At 63.9% G+C, this 13973-nt stretch carries 13 protein-coding genes; 3 read left to right on the top strand and 10 right to left on the bottom strand.

Going from position 1 to position 13973, the window contains the following annotated elements:
• Positions 1 to 58: 58 nt before the first annotated feature.
• The 7 genes from tauD to J5M73_RS10835 form a co-directional block, all read right to left on the bottom strand.
• The gene (tauD, locus tag J5M73_RS10865) at positions 59 to 898 is read right to left on the bottom strand and encodes a taurine dioxygenase (protein ID WP_102862650.1); all 840 of its coding nucleotides are present in this window, start codon (positions 896 to 898) and stop codon (positions 59 to 61) included.
• 262 nt (positions 899 to 1160) lie between these two features.
• Positions 1161 to 2000, bottom strand: a complete 840-nt coding sequence (gene tauC / locus J5M73_RS10860; protein WP_207815586.1) for a taurine ABC transporter permease TauC — start codon at positions 1998 to 2000, stop codon at positions 1161 to 1163.
• A complete protein-coding gene (tauB, locus tag J5M73_RS10855; RefSeq protein ID WP_102862652.1) occupies positions 1997 to 2791 on the bottom strand; it encodes a taurine ABC transporter ATP-binding subunit in 795 nt (264 codons plus the stop codon). Before tauB ends, tauC begins: the two co-directional genes overlap by 4 nt.
• A gap of 27 nt (positions 2792 to 2818) precedes the next feature.
• Positions 2819 to 3796, bottom strand: coding sequence for a taurine ABC transporter substrate-binding protein (tauA, locus tag J5M73_RS10850; protein ID WP_102862653.1), 978 nt, complete (start codon positions 3794 to 3796; stop codon positions 2819 to 2821).
• A 279-nt stretch (positions 3797 to 4075) separates the two neighbouring features.
• On the bottom strand, positions 4076 to 5659 hold the full coding sequence (gshA, locus tag J5M73_RS10845; RefSeq protein ID WP_102862654.1) for a glutamate--cysteine ligase: 1584 nt from the start codon (positions 5657 to 5659) through the stop codon (positions 4076 to 4078).
• 215 nt (positions 5660 to 5874) lie between these two features.
• Positions 5875 to 6258, bottom strand: coding sequence for a PaaI family thioesterase (locus tag J5M73_RS10840; protein ID WP_011058654.1), 384 nt, complete (start codon positions 6256 to 6258; stop codon positions 5875 to 5877).
• Positions 6258 to 8582: a Tex family protein gene (locus tag J5M73_RS10835; protein WP_115581375.1), complete on the bottom strand. Its 2325-nt coding sequence runs from the start codon at positions 8580 to 8582 to the stop codon at positions 6258 to 6260. Before J5M73_RS10835 ends, J5M73_RS10840 begins: the two co-directional genes overlap by 1 nt.
• Before the next feature lie 362 nt (positions 8583 to 8944).
• Between J5M73_RS10835 and ompR the strand changes: the two genes are divergently transcribed.
• Together ompR and J5M73_RS10825 are read left to right on the top strand one after the other, a co-directional pair.
• Complete coding sequence (ompR, locus tag J5M73_RS10830) at positions 8945 to 9685, top strand: two-component system response regulator OmpR (RefSeq protein WP_016966992.1); 741 nt, start codon at positions 8945 to 8947, stop codon at positions 9683 to 9685.
• Positions 9686 to 9790: 105 nt separating this feature from the next.
• Positions 9791 to 11104, top strand: coding sequence for an ATP-binding protein (locus J5M73_RS10825; RefSeq protein ID WP_016966991.1), 1314 nt, complete (start codon positions 9791 to 9793; stop codon positions 11102 to 11104).
• 129 nt (positions 11105 to 11233) lie between these two features.
• Here the strand turns inward: J5M73_RS10825 and rimK are convergent, their stop codons facing one another.
• Genes rimK through J5M73_RS10810 form a run of 3 tightly spaced genes read right to left on the bottom strand, consistent with a single transcriptional unit; the run spans position 11234 to position 13415 of the window.
• On the bottom strand, positions 11234 to 12139 hold the full coding sequence (gene rimK / locus J5M73_RS10820) for a 30S ribosomal protein S6--L-glutamate ligase (protein WP_007931744.1): 906 nt from the start codon (positions 12137 to 12139) through the stop codon (positions 11234 to 11236).
• Positions 12136 to 12618 (bottom strand): ATP-dependent zinc protease, encoded by a 483-nt coding sequence (locus J5M73_RS10815; protein ID WP_007931742.1) that lies wholly within the window; start codon positions 12616 to 12618, stop codon positions 12136 to 12138. Before J5M73_RS10815 ends, rimK begins: the two co-directional genes overlap by 4 nt.
• 17 nt (positions 12619 to 12635) lie before the next feature.
• Positions 12636 to 13415 carry an EAL domain-containing protein gene (locus J5M73_RS10810; protein WP_207815584.1) on the bottom strand — a complete coding sequence of 260 codons (780 nt, stop codon included), beginning with the start codon at positions 13413 to 13415 and terminating at the stop codon, positions 12636 to 12638.
• Positions 13416 to 13530: 115 nt separating this feature from the next.
• Here J5M73_RS10810 and J5M73_RS10805 point away from each other — a divergent pair, with 115 nt between their 5' ends.
• Positions 13531 to 13935 (top strand): S4 domain-containing protein, encoded by a 405-nt coding sequence (locus tag J5M73_RS10805; protein WP_016966989.1) that lies wholly within the window; start codon positions 13531 to 13533, stop codon positions 13933 to 13935.
• Positions 13936 to 13973: the final 38 nt, after the last annotated feature.

Raw genomic sequence — 13973 nt, 5'->3', positions numbered from 1 at the left:
CGCGGTCCCCGGCTTCGCTCATCCAGCGGGGCCGGGGCCTGCTGCATCTCCCCGCGTTTCAGCGAAAGAACGGCACATCCCCAAGAATGGTCGCGCGCTGCATCACCCGGCGCTGTGGACGGTAGTCGTCTACGGCGTAGTGCTGGGTCACACGGTTGTCCCAGAACGCCACGTCGTTTTCCTGCCAGCGCCAGCGGATGGTGAACTCCGGGCGGGTGGCGTGGGCAAACAGCAGCTTGAGGATGGCCGCGCTTTCGCTCTCGGACAGTTCGTTGATCTTGGTGGTGAAGCCGTCGTTGACGAACAGCGACTGGCGCCCGCTCACCGGATGGGTACGGATCACCGGGTGCGACAGCGGCGGGTTCTTGCGCCGGGCTTCCTCCCAGCGCGCCAGGTCTTCGGGGGTGTTGCCGAAGCGTTCCAGAGGGAAGGACTTGATGAACTCGTGGGTGGCGGTCAGGCCCTGCAGCAGGTTCTTCATGGGCTCGGACAGCGCCTCGTAGGCGGCGATGCCGCTGGCCCACAACGTGTCGCCGCCGAACGGCGGCAGCAGCTTGGCGCTGAGCACCGCGCCCAGGGCCGGGGTTGGCAGGAAGGTCACGTCGGTGTGCCAGATGGCGTTGTCACGCACGTCGGTTTCAGCGGTGTCGAGGATCAGTATTTCCGGCTGCTCCGGCACATTGGGGTAGATCGGGTGAATGTGCAGGTCACCGAAGTGGGCGGCGAAGCGCGCCTGTTGCTGTGGGGTGATTGGCTGGTCGCGGAAGAACAGTACCTGATGCTTGAGCAGCGCCTGCTCGATGGCGTCGCGCTGTTCGACGCTGAGCGGCTGGCTGATATCGACGCCACTGATCTGGGCGCCGAGGGCGGAGCTTAAAGGGGTGATGGTCAGGCTCATGGTGGTTCTCTTGTACGGCGCCGAACGCTCGGCGTGGTCGGATTCGGTTTATCGGCATCAAACTAAAAAAACGGTTGCGCTGGTGGTGTCGTGACCCTGTAGCCGCTGTCGAGCCTTGGCGAGGCTGCGAACGGCGGCGCAGTAGATGCAAACCCATGCAACGAGGTCTTCCTCATCGATTGCTGCGAGCGCTACGCGCTCGGTCCCAGCCTCGCCAGGGCTCGGCAGCGGCTACAGGTGAACCGCGTGCGGGGCAGGCAGGTCAGTGGGATTGGCCGTGCCAGGGCACCAGCTTGCGTTGCAGGGCGCGCAGGCCCATCTCCATGGCGAAGGCGATCAGGGCAATCACCAGTATCCCCAGTAGCACCACATCGGTGACCAGGAACTGCGCCGCGGATTGCACCATGAAGCCCAGGCCGCTGGTGGCGGCAATCAGCTCCGCCGCCACCAGGGTCGACCAGCCCACGCCCAGGCCGATGCGCACGCCGGTGAGAATGTCCGGCAGGGCGCTGGGCAGGATCACGTGGCGAATCAGCTGGGCCCGGGTGGCGCCCAAAGACTGCGCGGCGCGCAGCTTGGCCGGGTCGACGGTGCGCACGCCGGTGGCGGTGGCAATGGCGATCGGGGCGAAGATCGCCAGGTAGATCAGCAGCACCTTGGACAGCTCGCCAATGCCGCACCAGATGACGATCAGCGGCAGGTAGGCCAGGGGCGGAATCGGCCGGTAGAACTCGATCAACGGGTCGAGCACGCCGCGGGCAATGCGGTTGGCGCCAATGGCGATGCCCACCGGAATCGCCGTCAGCACGGCAAAGCCCAGGGCCAGGCCGATGCGCTCCAGGCTCGCCGCCAGGTGCTGCCAGAGGGTGGAATCCATGTAGCCGCTGGTGGCCAGCAACCAGCCTTTTTGCAGTACGGCGGCAGGCGGTGGCAGGAACAGCGGTTCGATCAGGCCGCTGGCGGTGACTGCCCACCACAGGGCCAGCAGGGTGATCAGGGTCAGCACGCTGATCCAGCGGGTGCTCAGGCTACGACGCACTGGCTGGGGCGCTTTCGGCTTGGCATCGCGGGTGGTGGTGGCGGGAATCTCGTAGCTGCTCATGGGCGCTCCTGCTGCTGGGTGGCGCTGCGTTGGGAGAACACCCGGGACAGCACGTGTTCGCGGGTTTCGATGAACAACGGGTCGGACTTGATCGCCCGCGCCGATTCGCCGGCGGCGTAGCGCTGGCCGAAGTCCAGGTTCAGGCGCTCGACGATCTGCCCCGGGTTGGGCGCCAGGAGGATCAGGTCGGTGGCCAGGAACACTGCTTCCTCGATGTCGTGGGTGATCAGGAATACCGGTTTGGCGGTGCGCCGCCAGACTTGCAGCAACAGCTCCTGCATCTGCTCGCGGGTGAAGGCATCCAGGGCGCCGAAGGGTTCATCCATCAACAGCACGCGCGGGTCGGCAGCCAGGGCGCGGGCCAGGCCCACGCGCTGTTTCTGTCCACCGGAGAGTTGCCAGATGCGGCGCTTGTCGAAGCCGGCCAGGTCCACCAGGGCAAGCATCTCCCGCGCCCGGGCTTCACGCAGGTCCCGGGCGACGCCGGCCAGTTCCAGGCCGAAGGCGACGTTGCCCAGCACGTCCTGCCAGGGCAGCAGGGCGTCGTCCTGGAACACCACGCCACGTTCGGCGCTGGGGCCCTTGACCGGCACGCCGTCGAGGCTGATGCGCCCGGCGCTGGGGTCGACGAACCCGGCAATCAGGTTCAGCAGCGAGGTCTTGCCGCTGCCGGAGGGACCCAGGGCGACCAGCAGTTGCTGTGGCCCCAGGGTCAGGGAAATATCCGCCAGCACCGGTTCGGCGGCGCCGGGGTACTGTGCGCTGATGCGCTCCAGTTGTAGCAAGGCCATGACGGCTATCTCCTGTCCGGTCGCGGGTTATTCAGGGATGAACTTGGCACTGACGTAGGGGGCGTAGTCCGGCAGCACCGCTTCGACCTTGCCTTGCTCCTTGAGGAACACCGCGGTGTCGGTGATGGCCTTGGTGGTCGGGGCGCCGAGGCTGAGCACCTGGTCGGCGGCCAGTGGGTAGACGTTGCCTTGCAGCAGCAGCGGGATATCGCTGGCCTTGGCCCCGGAGAGCTTGACCAGCTTGTCGACGTTGCCCTGGTTGGCCAGCCAGGCTTGTGGGTCCTTGCGGTACTGGGCGTAGGCCTCCAGGGTCACCTTGGCAAAGGCCGTGACGATTTCCGGGTGCTTCTCGGCGAAATCCTTGCGCACGATCCAGGCGTCGAAGGTCGGCGCGCCGAACTTGGCCAGCTCGCCGGAGGTGATCAGCACCTTGCCGTTTTCCTTGGCCACGCCCAGGGCCGGGTCCCAGACGTAGGTGGCGTCGATATCGCCGCGCTTCCAGGCGGCGATGATCGCCGGTGGCGCGAGGTTGAGGATCTGCACTTTCGAGGGGTCGATGTTCCAGTGCTTCAGCGCCGCCAGCAGGCTGTAGTGGCCGGTGGAAACGAAGGGCACGGCGACTTTTTTACCGATCAGGTCCTGAGGGCTGTTGATCGCGGAACCGTCGCGGGCCACCAGGGCTTCAGCGGCGCCGATCTGGGTGGCGATGAGGAAGGTTTGCACCGGCACCTTGCGGGTGATGGCGGCGGTCAGCGGGCTGGAGCCCAGGTAGCCGATCTGCACATCGCCGGAAGCGATGGCGGCGATGACGTCGGCGCCGTTGTCGAATTTGCGCCAGTTGATCTTGGCCTGGGTGGCTTTTTCGTAGCTGCCGTCGGCTTGCGCGACCTTGGCCGGATCGACGGTGGTCTGGTAGGCGACGGTGACGTCAGCCGCCTGGGCAAAGAAACTCGCAGCGGCCAGGGACGCGGCCGCCAGGAGGCGAAGGGGGAAATGCAGTTTCATGGGGGGGCTCCTCATAGGCGGCCGGTGATCGGCGTGGGAGGAGACTAAATGATCTAAGAATGCAGAAATAAATAACTTATTTGCATTAGCTTATGAGGTGAAATTCGTGGCCGTAGCCAGACAAGTGTTATGGCGAGGGCGCCGGCTCTCGCCGGGCTGCAACGCGGCCCCCAGCTCAGGCCACGCGCTTATGCAGGAATACCCGGTCGCCCGGTTTGGGAGGGGCTGCGCCGCGGAAGGCCGGCCGACCTAGCGGGAGCAGGCACCCTCGCCATGGCCCTAGTTGCTGATGGCCAGGATGCTGGCCTGGTAGGCGCCGACGAACACGTCGAAATCACCCACTTCGTTTTGCTCAAGCTCGGTCTGCTGCTCCAGGGATTTGCGCGCCGCGTCTTCGAAGGCGGCTTGCTCTTCCTTGCTCAGGGCCTGGCTGCGGAAGTGCTCGGCATGCACCTGGCTCTGGCGCAGGGAGAACTGGCTGAAGCTTTCCTTGTGCTCGCTCATGGCCGCCAGCACCTGGGCCGATGGGGTCAGGGACGAATCCTTGACCTTGGCCAGCTGGGCGTCCAGGGCCTTGCTGTGCACGTTGCTGCCGTGGCTCTGGTCGAGCAGGGCAGCCAGTGGCGCGATCTGCTCCAGCAGTTCGGCGGCCCATTCCTTCATCTCCACCGGCTGGCCCTGGCGCTGCAGTTGCAGGCCCGGACGCCGGCCTTCCTTGACCACGGCGAGGAAGTTGGAGGTGGCGTTGCCGCACTCGTTGTTCTCGAACAGCGGGCTGTCGTTGAGCGCGCAGTACAGCAGGAAGGCGTCGAGGAAGCGCGCTTCCTGCAGGTCGATGCCCAGGGGCAGGAACGGGTTGATGTCCAGGCAACGCACTTCGACGTACTGGATGCCCCGGGCCATCAGCGCCTGGATCGGCCGCTCACCGGTGTAGGTCACGCGTTTGGGACGGATGTTGGAGTAGTACTCGTTTTCGATCTGCAGGATGTTGGTGTTCAGTTGCACCCACTCGCCATCCTTGTGGGTACCGACCGCCACGTAAGGCGCGTAGGGCGTGGCCACGGCCTTGCGCAGGCTGTCGGTGTAGCTGTTCAGATCGTTGTAGCAAGGGGTCAGGCCGGCCTGGGCCTGGCTCTGGTAGCCCAGGTCGCTCATGCGCAGGCTGGTGGCGTAGGGCAGGTACAGGGTCTCGGCGTCCAGTTGCTCCAGCTGGTGCGAGCGGCCGCGCAGGAAGCCCGCGTCCAGGGCCGGCGAAGCACCGAACAGGTACATCAACAGCCAGCTGTAGCGGCGGAAATTGCGGATCAGCGCGATATAGGCCGAAGACTGGTAGTCCCGGTCGCTGCCGACGAAGCCTTCGGCTTGCTTGAGCAGCGGCCACAGCTGTTCCGGTAGGGAAAAGTTGTAGTGGATTCCGGCAATGCACTGCATGGTCTTGCCGTAGCGCAGGGCCAGGCCCTTGCGGTACACGTACTTGAGCTGACCGATGTTGGAGGTGCCGTAATAGGCGATCGGGATGTCTTCCTCGGCCGGCAACGGGCACGGCATCGATGGACTCCACAGGTACTCGTTGCCGAGCTTGCTGTAGGCGAAACGATGAATCTTGTCGAGGCTGGCCAGGGTGTCCGCCGGGTCCGTGAGGGCCGGGGTGATGAACTCCAGCAGCGACTCGGAATAGTCGGTGGTGATCTGTTCGTTGGTCAGCGCGGAACCCAGTTCTTCCGGGTGCGGGGTCTGTGCCAGGCGGCCTTCGCCGGTAACACGCAGGCATTCACGTTCGATACCGTGCAGGCACTGCTCGAGCAGGGAGAGGTTAGCGCGCTCGCCGAGCAGAGCCAGGCGGCGGTTGAGAAGTTCGCTCAAGTTGGATTCCTTCACGCGTCAGTCGCCCCAATATGGGGGTGGGCAGGACGGTCTACAAGGGTGAAGTTAAAACTGGCGTTTTCGCCTGGTTTTTGAGTCAAGCCGACTCGCTTGAAAACGCCAATCCTTCATCCCTGAATCTGGCTTTAGCGCAGGCAAAAAACTCCGACGCCGCTTTCGCAGCGCCGAAATTAACCCAAATTCATGACAGGGAGCTATAGGACGGCGAAGGTGCCTTGTGCTTTTGCGACCAGTTTGTCGCCCTGGATCACGTCCGCTTCCACCACCAGGGTGCGCCGGCCGGGGTGGATCACCTTGGCCCGGCACAGCACTTCACCCTCGGCTACGGCGCGGATGTAGTTGATCTTGCACTCGATGGTGGCGCTCTGCTGGTCAAAGCCGTGGGTGCTGGAACAGGCCAGCCCCATGGCAATGTCCACCAGGCTGAAGATCGCCCCGCCGTGCAGCTTTTGCCCGCGATTGCGCAGTTGTGGGGTCAGCTCCAGGGCGACGTCCGCCTCGCCGGTTTCCAGGCGTTGCAGACGGCAGCCGAGCAATTGGCTGAAGGCGCTTTCGGTCAGGCCGGCAGGGATCTGCATCAGCGTTTCTTCAACTGCTTGGCGTTGGCGAACAGCGAGGCCATGGCGTTGTTGCTCGGAGCGGCCGCGGTGGTTTCCTTGCGTGGTGCGTTGCCCTGAGAGGAGCGCGGCGCCGAGCCTGGACGGGAACCACGGGCGCCATCGATCTTCTCGCCCGGGGTGTCGCTCATGCGCATCGACAGGCCCACGCGTTTGCGCGGAATGTCGACTTCCATGACCTTGACCTTGACCACGTCACCGGCCTTCACCGCTTCACGCGGGTCCTTGATGAACTTCTCCGACAGCGCCGAGATGTGCACCAGGCCGTCCTGGTGCACGCCGATGTCGACGAAGGCACCGAAGTTGGTGACGTTGGTCACCACGCCTTCGAGGATCATCCCCAGTTGCAGGTCCTTGAGGTCTTCCACACCGTCCTGGAACTCGGCGGTCTTGAACTCCGGACGCGGGTCGCGGCCGGGCTTGTCCAGTTCCTGGAGGATGTCGGTGACGGTGGGCAGGCCGAAGGTTTCGTCGGTGAACTTTTTCGGGTCCAGGCGCTTGAGGAAGCCGCTGTCGCCAATCAACGAGCGAATGTCGCGGCCGGTGTCGGCGGCGATGCGCTGCACCAGCGGGTAGGCTTCCGGGTGGACCGCCGAGGCGTCCAGCGGGTTGTCGCCATTCATGACGCGCAGGAAGCCGGCGGCCTGTTCGAAGGTTTTCTCACCCAGGCGGGCGACCTTTTTCAGCGCGGCGCGGGTCTTGAACGCGCCGTGTTCGTCGCGGTGGCTGACGATGTTCTGCGCCAGGGTCGCATTCAGGCCGGAGATCCGCGCCAGCAGGGCCACGGAAGCGGTGTTGACGTCGACGCCGACGGCGTTCACGCAGTCCTCGACCACGGCGTCCAGGCCGCGGGCCAGTTTCAGTTGCGAGACGTCGTGCTGGTACTGGCCGACACCGATGGATTTCGGATCGATCTTCACCAGTTCCGCCAGGGGGTCCTGCAGGCGGCGGGCGATGGATACGGCGCCACGGATCGACACGTCCAGGTCCGGGAATTCCTTGGCCGCCAGCTCCGAGGCCGAGTACACCGATGCACCGGCTTCGGAAACCATGACCTTGGTCATCTTCATGGCCGGGTATTTTTTGATCAGTTCGGCGGCCAGCTTGTCGGTCTCGCGGCTGGCGGTGCCGTTGCCGATGGCGATCAGGTCCACCGAGTGCTTGGCGCACAGCGCGGCCAGGATGCCCAGGGTCTGGTCCCACTTGTTGTGCGGCACGTGGGGGTAGACCGTGGCGTGATCCAGCAGCTTGCCGGTGGCATCCACCACCGCCACCTTGCAGCCGGTGCGCAGGCCCGGGTCCAGGCCCAGGGTGGCGCGCGGGCCGGCCGGAGCGGCCAGCAGCAGGTCGTGCAGGTTGTGGGCGAAGACGTTGATCGCCTCGGTTTCCGCGTTGTCGCGCAATTCGCCCAGCAGGTCGGTTTCCAGGTGGGTGTAGAGCTTGACCTTCCAGGTCCAGCGCACCACTTCACCCAGCCATTTGTCGGCGGCACGGTTCTGGTTCTGGATGCCCACGTGCTGGCCGATCATGCCTTCGCAGGGGTGCATGGTGCCCGGCAGCTCGTCACCGACTTTCAGCGCGGAGCTGAGAATGCCTTCGTTGCGGCCGCGGAAAATCGCCAGGGCGCGGTGCGACGGCATGCTTTTCAGCGGTTCGTCATGTTCGAAGTAGTCGCGGAACTTGGCGCCTTCCTCTTCCTTGCCAGCCACCACGCGGGCGCTGAGGGTGGCTTCCTGCTTGAGGAAGTTGCGCAGCTTGTCCAGCAAACCCGCGTCTTCGGCGAAGCGCTCCATGAGGATGTACTTGGCGCCTTCCAGGGCGGCCTTGACGTCGGCCACGCCTTTGTCGGCGTCGACGAAGCGCGCGGCTTCGGCTTCCGGAGTCAGGCTTGGGTCGTTGAACAGGCCATCCGCCAGTTCGCCGAGGCCGGCTTCCAGGGCGATCTGGCCCTTGGTGCGGCGCTTCTGCTTATAAGGCAGGTACAGGTCTTCGAGGCGGGTCTTGGTGTCGGCCAGCTTGATGTCGCGAGCCAGCTCCGGGGTCAGCTTGCCCTGCTCTTCGATGCTGGCCAGGATGCTGATCCGCCGTTCGTCGAGTTCTCGCAGGTAGCGCAGGCGCTCTTCCAGATGACGCAGTTGGGTGTCATCGAGGCTGCCGGTGACCTCTTTCCGGTAACGGGCGATGAAGGGCACGGTGGAGCCTTCATCCAATAGAGCGACGGCCGCTTCGACCTGTTGTGGGCGTACGCCGAGTTCCTCGGCAATGCGGCTGTTGATGCTGTCCATAAAACCACCTGACAAATGTGTGAAAGCAGGCCCGCGGGCACGGAAGTTGAGGCCCGGCGGGTCTGGTTGAGCGGCCTGGCATGCGCCGCCACCTGGATCAAAAGGCTGGCTGTTGACCCGTGAAATCGAAAAAATACTGCCGGCCCAGGCAAATAAAAAAAACCGGCCGCAGGCGTACTGATCAGATATTGCCCAACACAAAAGGCGGCGCATTATACCCAGCGTTACGGTCTTCGGGGTGATCGCCGGCCTCAGGCCGACAGCGGGTTTGCTGGCGATAGAGGAAAAATCTGCTAACAATGCACACGGTGCGTATAACGGCAGCTACGCCATAATGCGCACCGAGATTAGAGGAGCATCCAATGAGCAGCACTGCACAAACTGCTGAAGGCGAAAAAATTCTTATTGTTGACGACGATCCGGGGCTGAGCAGCCTGCTGGAGCGTTTTTTCGTCAGCAAGGGCTACCGTGCCCGCGCGGTACCGAACACCGAGCAAATGGACCGTCTGTTGGGTCGCGAAGTGTTCAACCTGGTGGTCCTCGACCTGATGCTGCCCGGCGAAGACGGCTTGACCGCCTGCCGCCGACTGCGCAGTGCCAACAACCAGATTCCGATCATCATGCTCACCGCCAAGGGCGACGAGCTGAGCCGCATCAAGGGCCTGGAACTGGGTGCTGACGATTACCTGGCCAAGCCGTTCAACCCTGACGAACTGATGGCCCGGGTCAAGGCCGTGCTGCGTCGTCAGTCGGCTCCGGTGCCGGGTGCGCCGGGCAGCGAAGACGAAAGCGTGACCTTCGGTGACTACGAACTGTCCCTGGCTACCCGCGAGCTCAAGCGTGGCGATGAAGTGCACATGCTCACCACCGGTGAGTTCGCGGTACTCAAGGCCCTGGTGATGAATGCCCGCCAGCCGCTGACCCGCGACAAACTGATGAACCTGGCCCGTGGCCGCGAGTGGGATGCCCTGGAGCGTTCCATCGACGTGCAGATTTCCCGCCTGCGGCGGATGATCGAGCCCGACCCTTCCAAGCCGCGTTATATCCAGACCGTCTGGGGCGTGGGTTATGTCTTCGTGCCGGATGGCACCGCGACCAAGTGATAGGTGATTTGTAGGAGCAAACGCCCGGGCCGGTAACGACCCGGGCGTTCGCATTCTGCCACTCCGCGAGCGCGAGCCGCTCCTGCAAAGTGTGTATTGGCTGTTATGAAAACCCCGCTGTGGTTCCCCCAGAGTTTCTTCTCCCGCACCCTGTGGCTGGTGCTGATCGTGGTGCTGTTTTCCAAGGCGTTGACCCTGGTTTATCTGTTGATGAACGAGGACGTGCTGGTGGACCGGCAATACAGCCACGGCGTGGCCCTGACCCTGCGCGCCTACTGGGCCGCCGACGAATCCAACCGCGACCAGATCGCCGAAGCCGCCGGGCTGATCAAGGTGGTGGGCAGCGGCGTGCCGGCCGGCGAGCAGCACTGGCCCTACAGCGAGATCTACCAGCGGCAGATGCAGGCCGAGTTGGGCGCCGACACCGAAGTGCGCCTGCGCATGCATGCACCGCCGGCGCTCTGGGTACGTGCCCCGAGCCTGGGGGATGGCTGGCTCAAGGTGCCGCTGTATCCGCATCCGCTGCGGGGGCAGAAGATCTGGAGCGTGCTGGGCTGGTTCCTGGCCATCGGCCTGTTATCCACCGCCTCGGCGTGGATCTTCGTCAGCCAGCTCAACCAACCGCTCAAGCGCCTCGTCTACGCCGCCCGGCAACTGGGTCAGGGGCGCAGCGTGCGCCTGCCGATCAGCGATACGCCGAGCGAGATGACCGAGGTGTACCGCGCCTTCAACCAGATGGCCGAGGATGTGGAGCAGGCCGGGCGTGAACGGGAACTGATGCTGGCGGGGGTGTCCCACGACCTGCGCACGCCGCTGACCCGCCTGCGCCTGTCGCTGGAGTTGATGGGCGCGCACACCGACCTGACCGACGACATGGTGCGGGATATCGAGGACATGGACGCCATTCTCGATCAGTTCCTGGCCTTCATCCGCGACGGCCGCGACGAGTCGGTGGAAGAAGTGGACTTGAGCGATCTGGTGCGTGAGGTGGCCGCGCCCTACAACCAGAACCAGGAACGGGTGCACCTGCGCCTGGAGCCGATCCAGCCGTTCCCGCTGCGTCGGGTATCGATGAAGCGCCTGCTCAACAACCTGATTGGCAACGCCTTGAATCACGCGGGAACGGATGTCGAAGTGGCGGCCTATGTGTCCGGTGACACCAATGCGCCGTATGTGGTGCTGAGTGTGATGGACCGCGGCGCGGGGATCGACCCTTCTGAGCTGGAAGCGATCTTCAACCCCTTCACCCGTGGCGACCGTGCCCGGGGTGGCAAGGGCACCGGCCTGGGCCTGGCCATCGTCAAGCGGATTGCCGCCATGCACGGCGGCAACGTCGAACTGCGCAACCGTCCCGATGGCGGCCTCGAAGCGCGAGTGCGCTTGCCTTTGGGCTTGTTGCTGCCACGCGATGCGGACTGAACACCTGTAGCCGCTGCCGCAGGCTGCGATAAGGGCCGAAGGCCCTTGCGCGGCCCGCAAGCGCGACTGCTGCGCAGCCGGTCACAGCCTGCGGCAGTGGCTACAGGGGCCGCCGATCGAGCGTACCCCTTAGCCCTTACCCTTGGTCCGGGTCATGTTCGGCCCGCCATTTTTCTCGATGTGTTCGATGATGATCCCTGCCACATTCTTGCCGGTGGTGGTCTCGATGCCTTCCAGGCCTGGCGAGGAATTGACTTCCATCACCAGCGGCCCGTGATTGGAGCGCAGGATATCCACCCCCGCCACGCTCAGGCCCATGACCTTGGCCGCCCGCAGTGCGGTCATGCGTTCTTCCGGGGTGATCTTGATCAGGCTGGCGCTGCCGCCGCGATGCAGGTTGGAGCGGAACTCACCCGGTTTGGCCTGGCGCTTCATCGCCGCGATCACTTTGTCGCCCACCACGAAGCAGCGAATGTCGGCGCCGCCGGCTTCCTTGATGTACTCCTGGACCATGATGTTCTGCTTCAGGCCCATGAAGGCCTCGATCACCGATTCCGCTGCGGTGGCGGTTTCACACAGCACCACGCCGATGCCCTGGGTGCCTTCCAGTACCTTGATCACCAGGGGCGCGCCGTTGACCATTTCGATCAGGTCGGGAATATCGTCTGGCGAGTGGGCAAAGCCGGTCACTGGCAGGCCGATGCCACGCCGCGACAGCAACTGCAGCGAGCGCAGTTTGTCCCGGGAGCGGGCGATGGCCACCGACTCGTTGAGCGGGAAGACGCCCATCATTTCGAACTGGCGCAGCACCGCGCAGCCATAGAAGGTCACCGAGGCACCGATCCGCGGGATCACCGCATCGAAGCCTTCCAGGGGCTTGCCGCGGTAGTGGATCTGCGGCTTGTGGCTGGCGATGTTCATGTAGGCGCGCAGGGTGTCGACCACTACCATTTCATGGCCACGCTCGGTGCCGGCTTCGACCAGACGACGAGTGGAATACAGACGCGGGTTACGCGACAGCACAGCGATCTTCATGCAACACCTGTGGCAGAGGTAGTGGATACCGGGAACACCGGTTTGTCTTGTACGTATTTGATGCCCGGATTGACCACCAACTGGCCGTCGATCAGCGCCTTGGAACCCAGCAGCAGGCGATAGCGCATGGCCTTGCGGCAGGCGAGGGTGAATTCCACCCGCCATACGCGATCGCCCAGGGCCAGGGTGGTGCTGATCACATAGCGCACCTGAGCCTGGCCGTTGGAGCTTTTAATGGTCTTCATCGCCACCAGCGGCGCTTCGCAACGCCGGTGACGCAACTGCACCACGCTGCCCAGATGGGCATTGAAACGCACCCACTGTTCACCGTCGCGCTCGAAGGGCTCGATCTCGGTGGCATGCAGGCTGGAGGTACTGGCTCCGGTATCGATCTTGGCGCGCAGGCCGGCCACTCCCAGATCAGGAAGCGCCACCCACTCGCGCAGACCGACAACGGTCAAATGGTCAAAAGTCTTCAAATAGGGGAAATCCGCAATTAGCTTTTCCAGGCCGCGACCGGGACCTCGGCCAGGGCTTTGAATGCAGGTTTGGCGAACCAGTAACCCTGCATCAGATAAATTCCACAGTCGCTGAGAAAGTCCCGTTCACCAGCGCTTTCAATGCCTTCGGCAATGACTGTAACGCCCAACTCCGCACAGATTGTGACAATCCCGCGAACGATCGCCTGGCGTACGCGATCCTGGTCGACATCGCGAATCAGCGCCATGTCGAGCTTGATCAGGTCGGGTTGGAAATTCGCCAGCAGGTTCAGCCCCGAGTACCCCGCGCCGAAGTCATCGATGGCGGTCTTGAAGCCGAATTCGCGGTATTCACGCAGAATATGGGTCAAATGGCGACTGTTATCTACGTGCTGGCTTTCCAGGGTTTCGAAAATCAGCCGGTCCAGGGGAAAGTGCTGGGCGCGGGCGGCTTCCAGGGTCGTGCGGATGCACAGTTCCGGACGGTACACGGCGTTGGGCATGAAGTTGATCGACAGGTGGCTTTGCATCCCCATCTGCGCGGCCGTGGTGATGGCCAGGGTCCGGCAGCGCTGGTCGAAACGATAGCGGTTGCTGTCGTCGACCTTGTCCAGCACGGTGTGGGCGCCTTCGCCATTGACCCCGCGCACCAGGGCTTCATGGGCAAAGATCGAACGGTCGCGCAGATCGACTATGGGTTGATAGGCGAAGGAAAAATCGAAACCCAGTGGCGGGCTTTTTTGGCAGCCTTCGCAGCGCTTGTCCGGCGAGGTCAGGGAAGTGGGGAAATCAGTCACGGGGACTCCTCGCGTGTCAGGACGCAACCTGGGTTATTTTAGGTGAGTGACAGGATTTATGAGAGCCCGTAGGCGGGCCGTACAGTTGCGACATTTTTCAGCAAGAGGAATTCCAGTGGCGCACAAGCAGGAAGAAGAGGACAAGGTTCGTCTGGATAAATGGCTGTGGGCGGCGCGCTTCTACAAGACCCGCGCCCTGGCCAAGGCGGCTATTGAAAGCGGCAAGGTGCATCACCGTGGCGAGCGCTGCAAGCCGGGCAAGGAGCCGCGGGTAGGCGACGAGTATCAGATTCGCGCCGGCTTCGACGAGCGCACCGTGGTGGTCCAGGCACTTTCCATCGTCCGTCGTGGCGCGCCCGAAGCGCAGACGCTCTACACGGAAACCGAAGCCAGCATCGCCAAGCGTGAAACCGCGGCAGCCCAGCGCAAGGCTGGCGCCCTGGGGGTCAGCACCGACGGCAAACCGAGCAAGAAGCAGCGCCGTGATCTATTCAAATTCCACGGCAGCAGTCACGAGTGAAAGCGTAGGAGCCGGCTTGCCGGCGAAGGCGTCCTTCA

It is taken from the genome of Pseudomonas sp. 50_B, from assembly GCF_017491625.1.
Classification (GTDB): Bacteria; Pseudomonadota; Gammaproteobacteria; order Pseudomonadales; family Pseudomonadaceae; genus Aquipseudomonas; species Aquipseudomonas danubii.
This window is presented reverse-complemented; position numbering and strand designations above follow the sequence as displayed.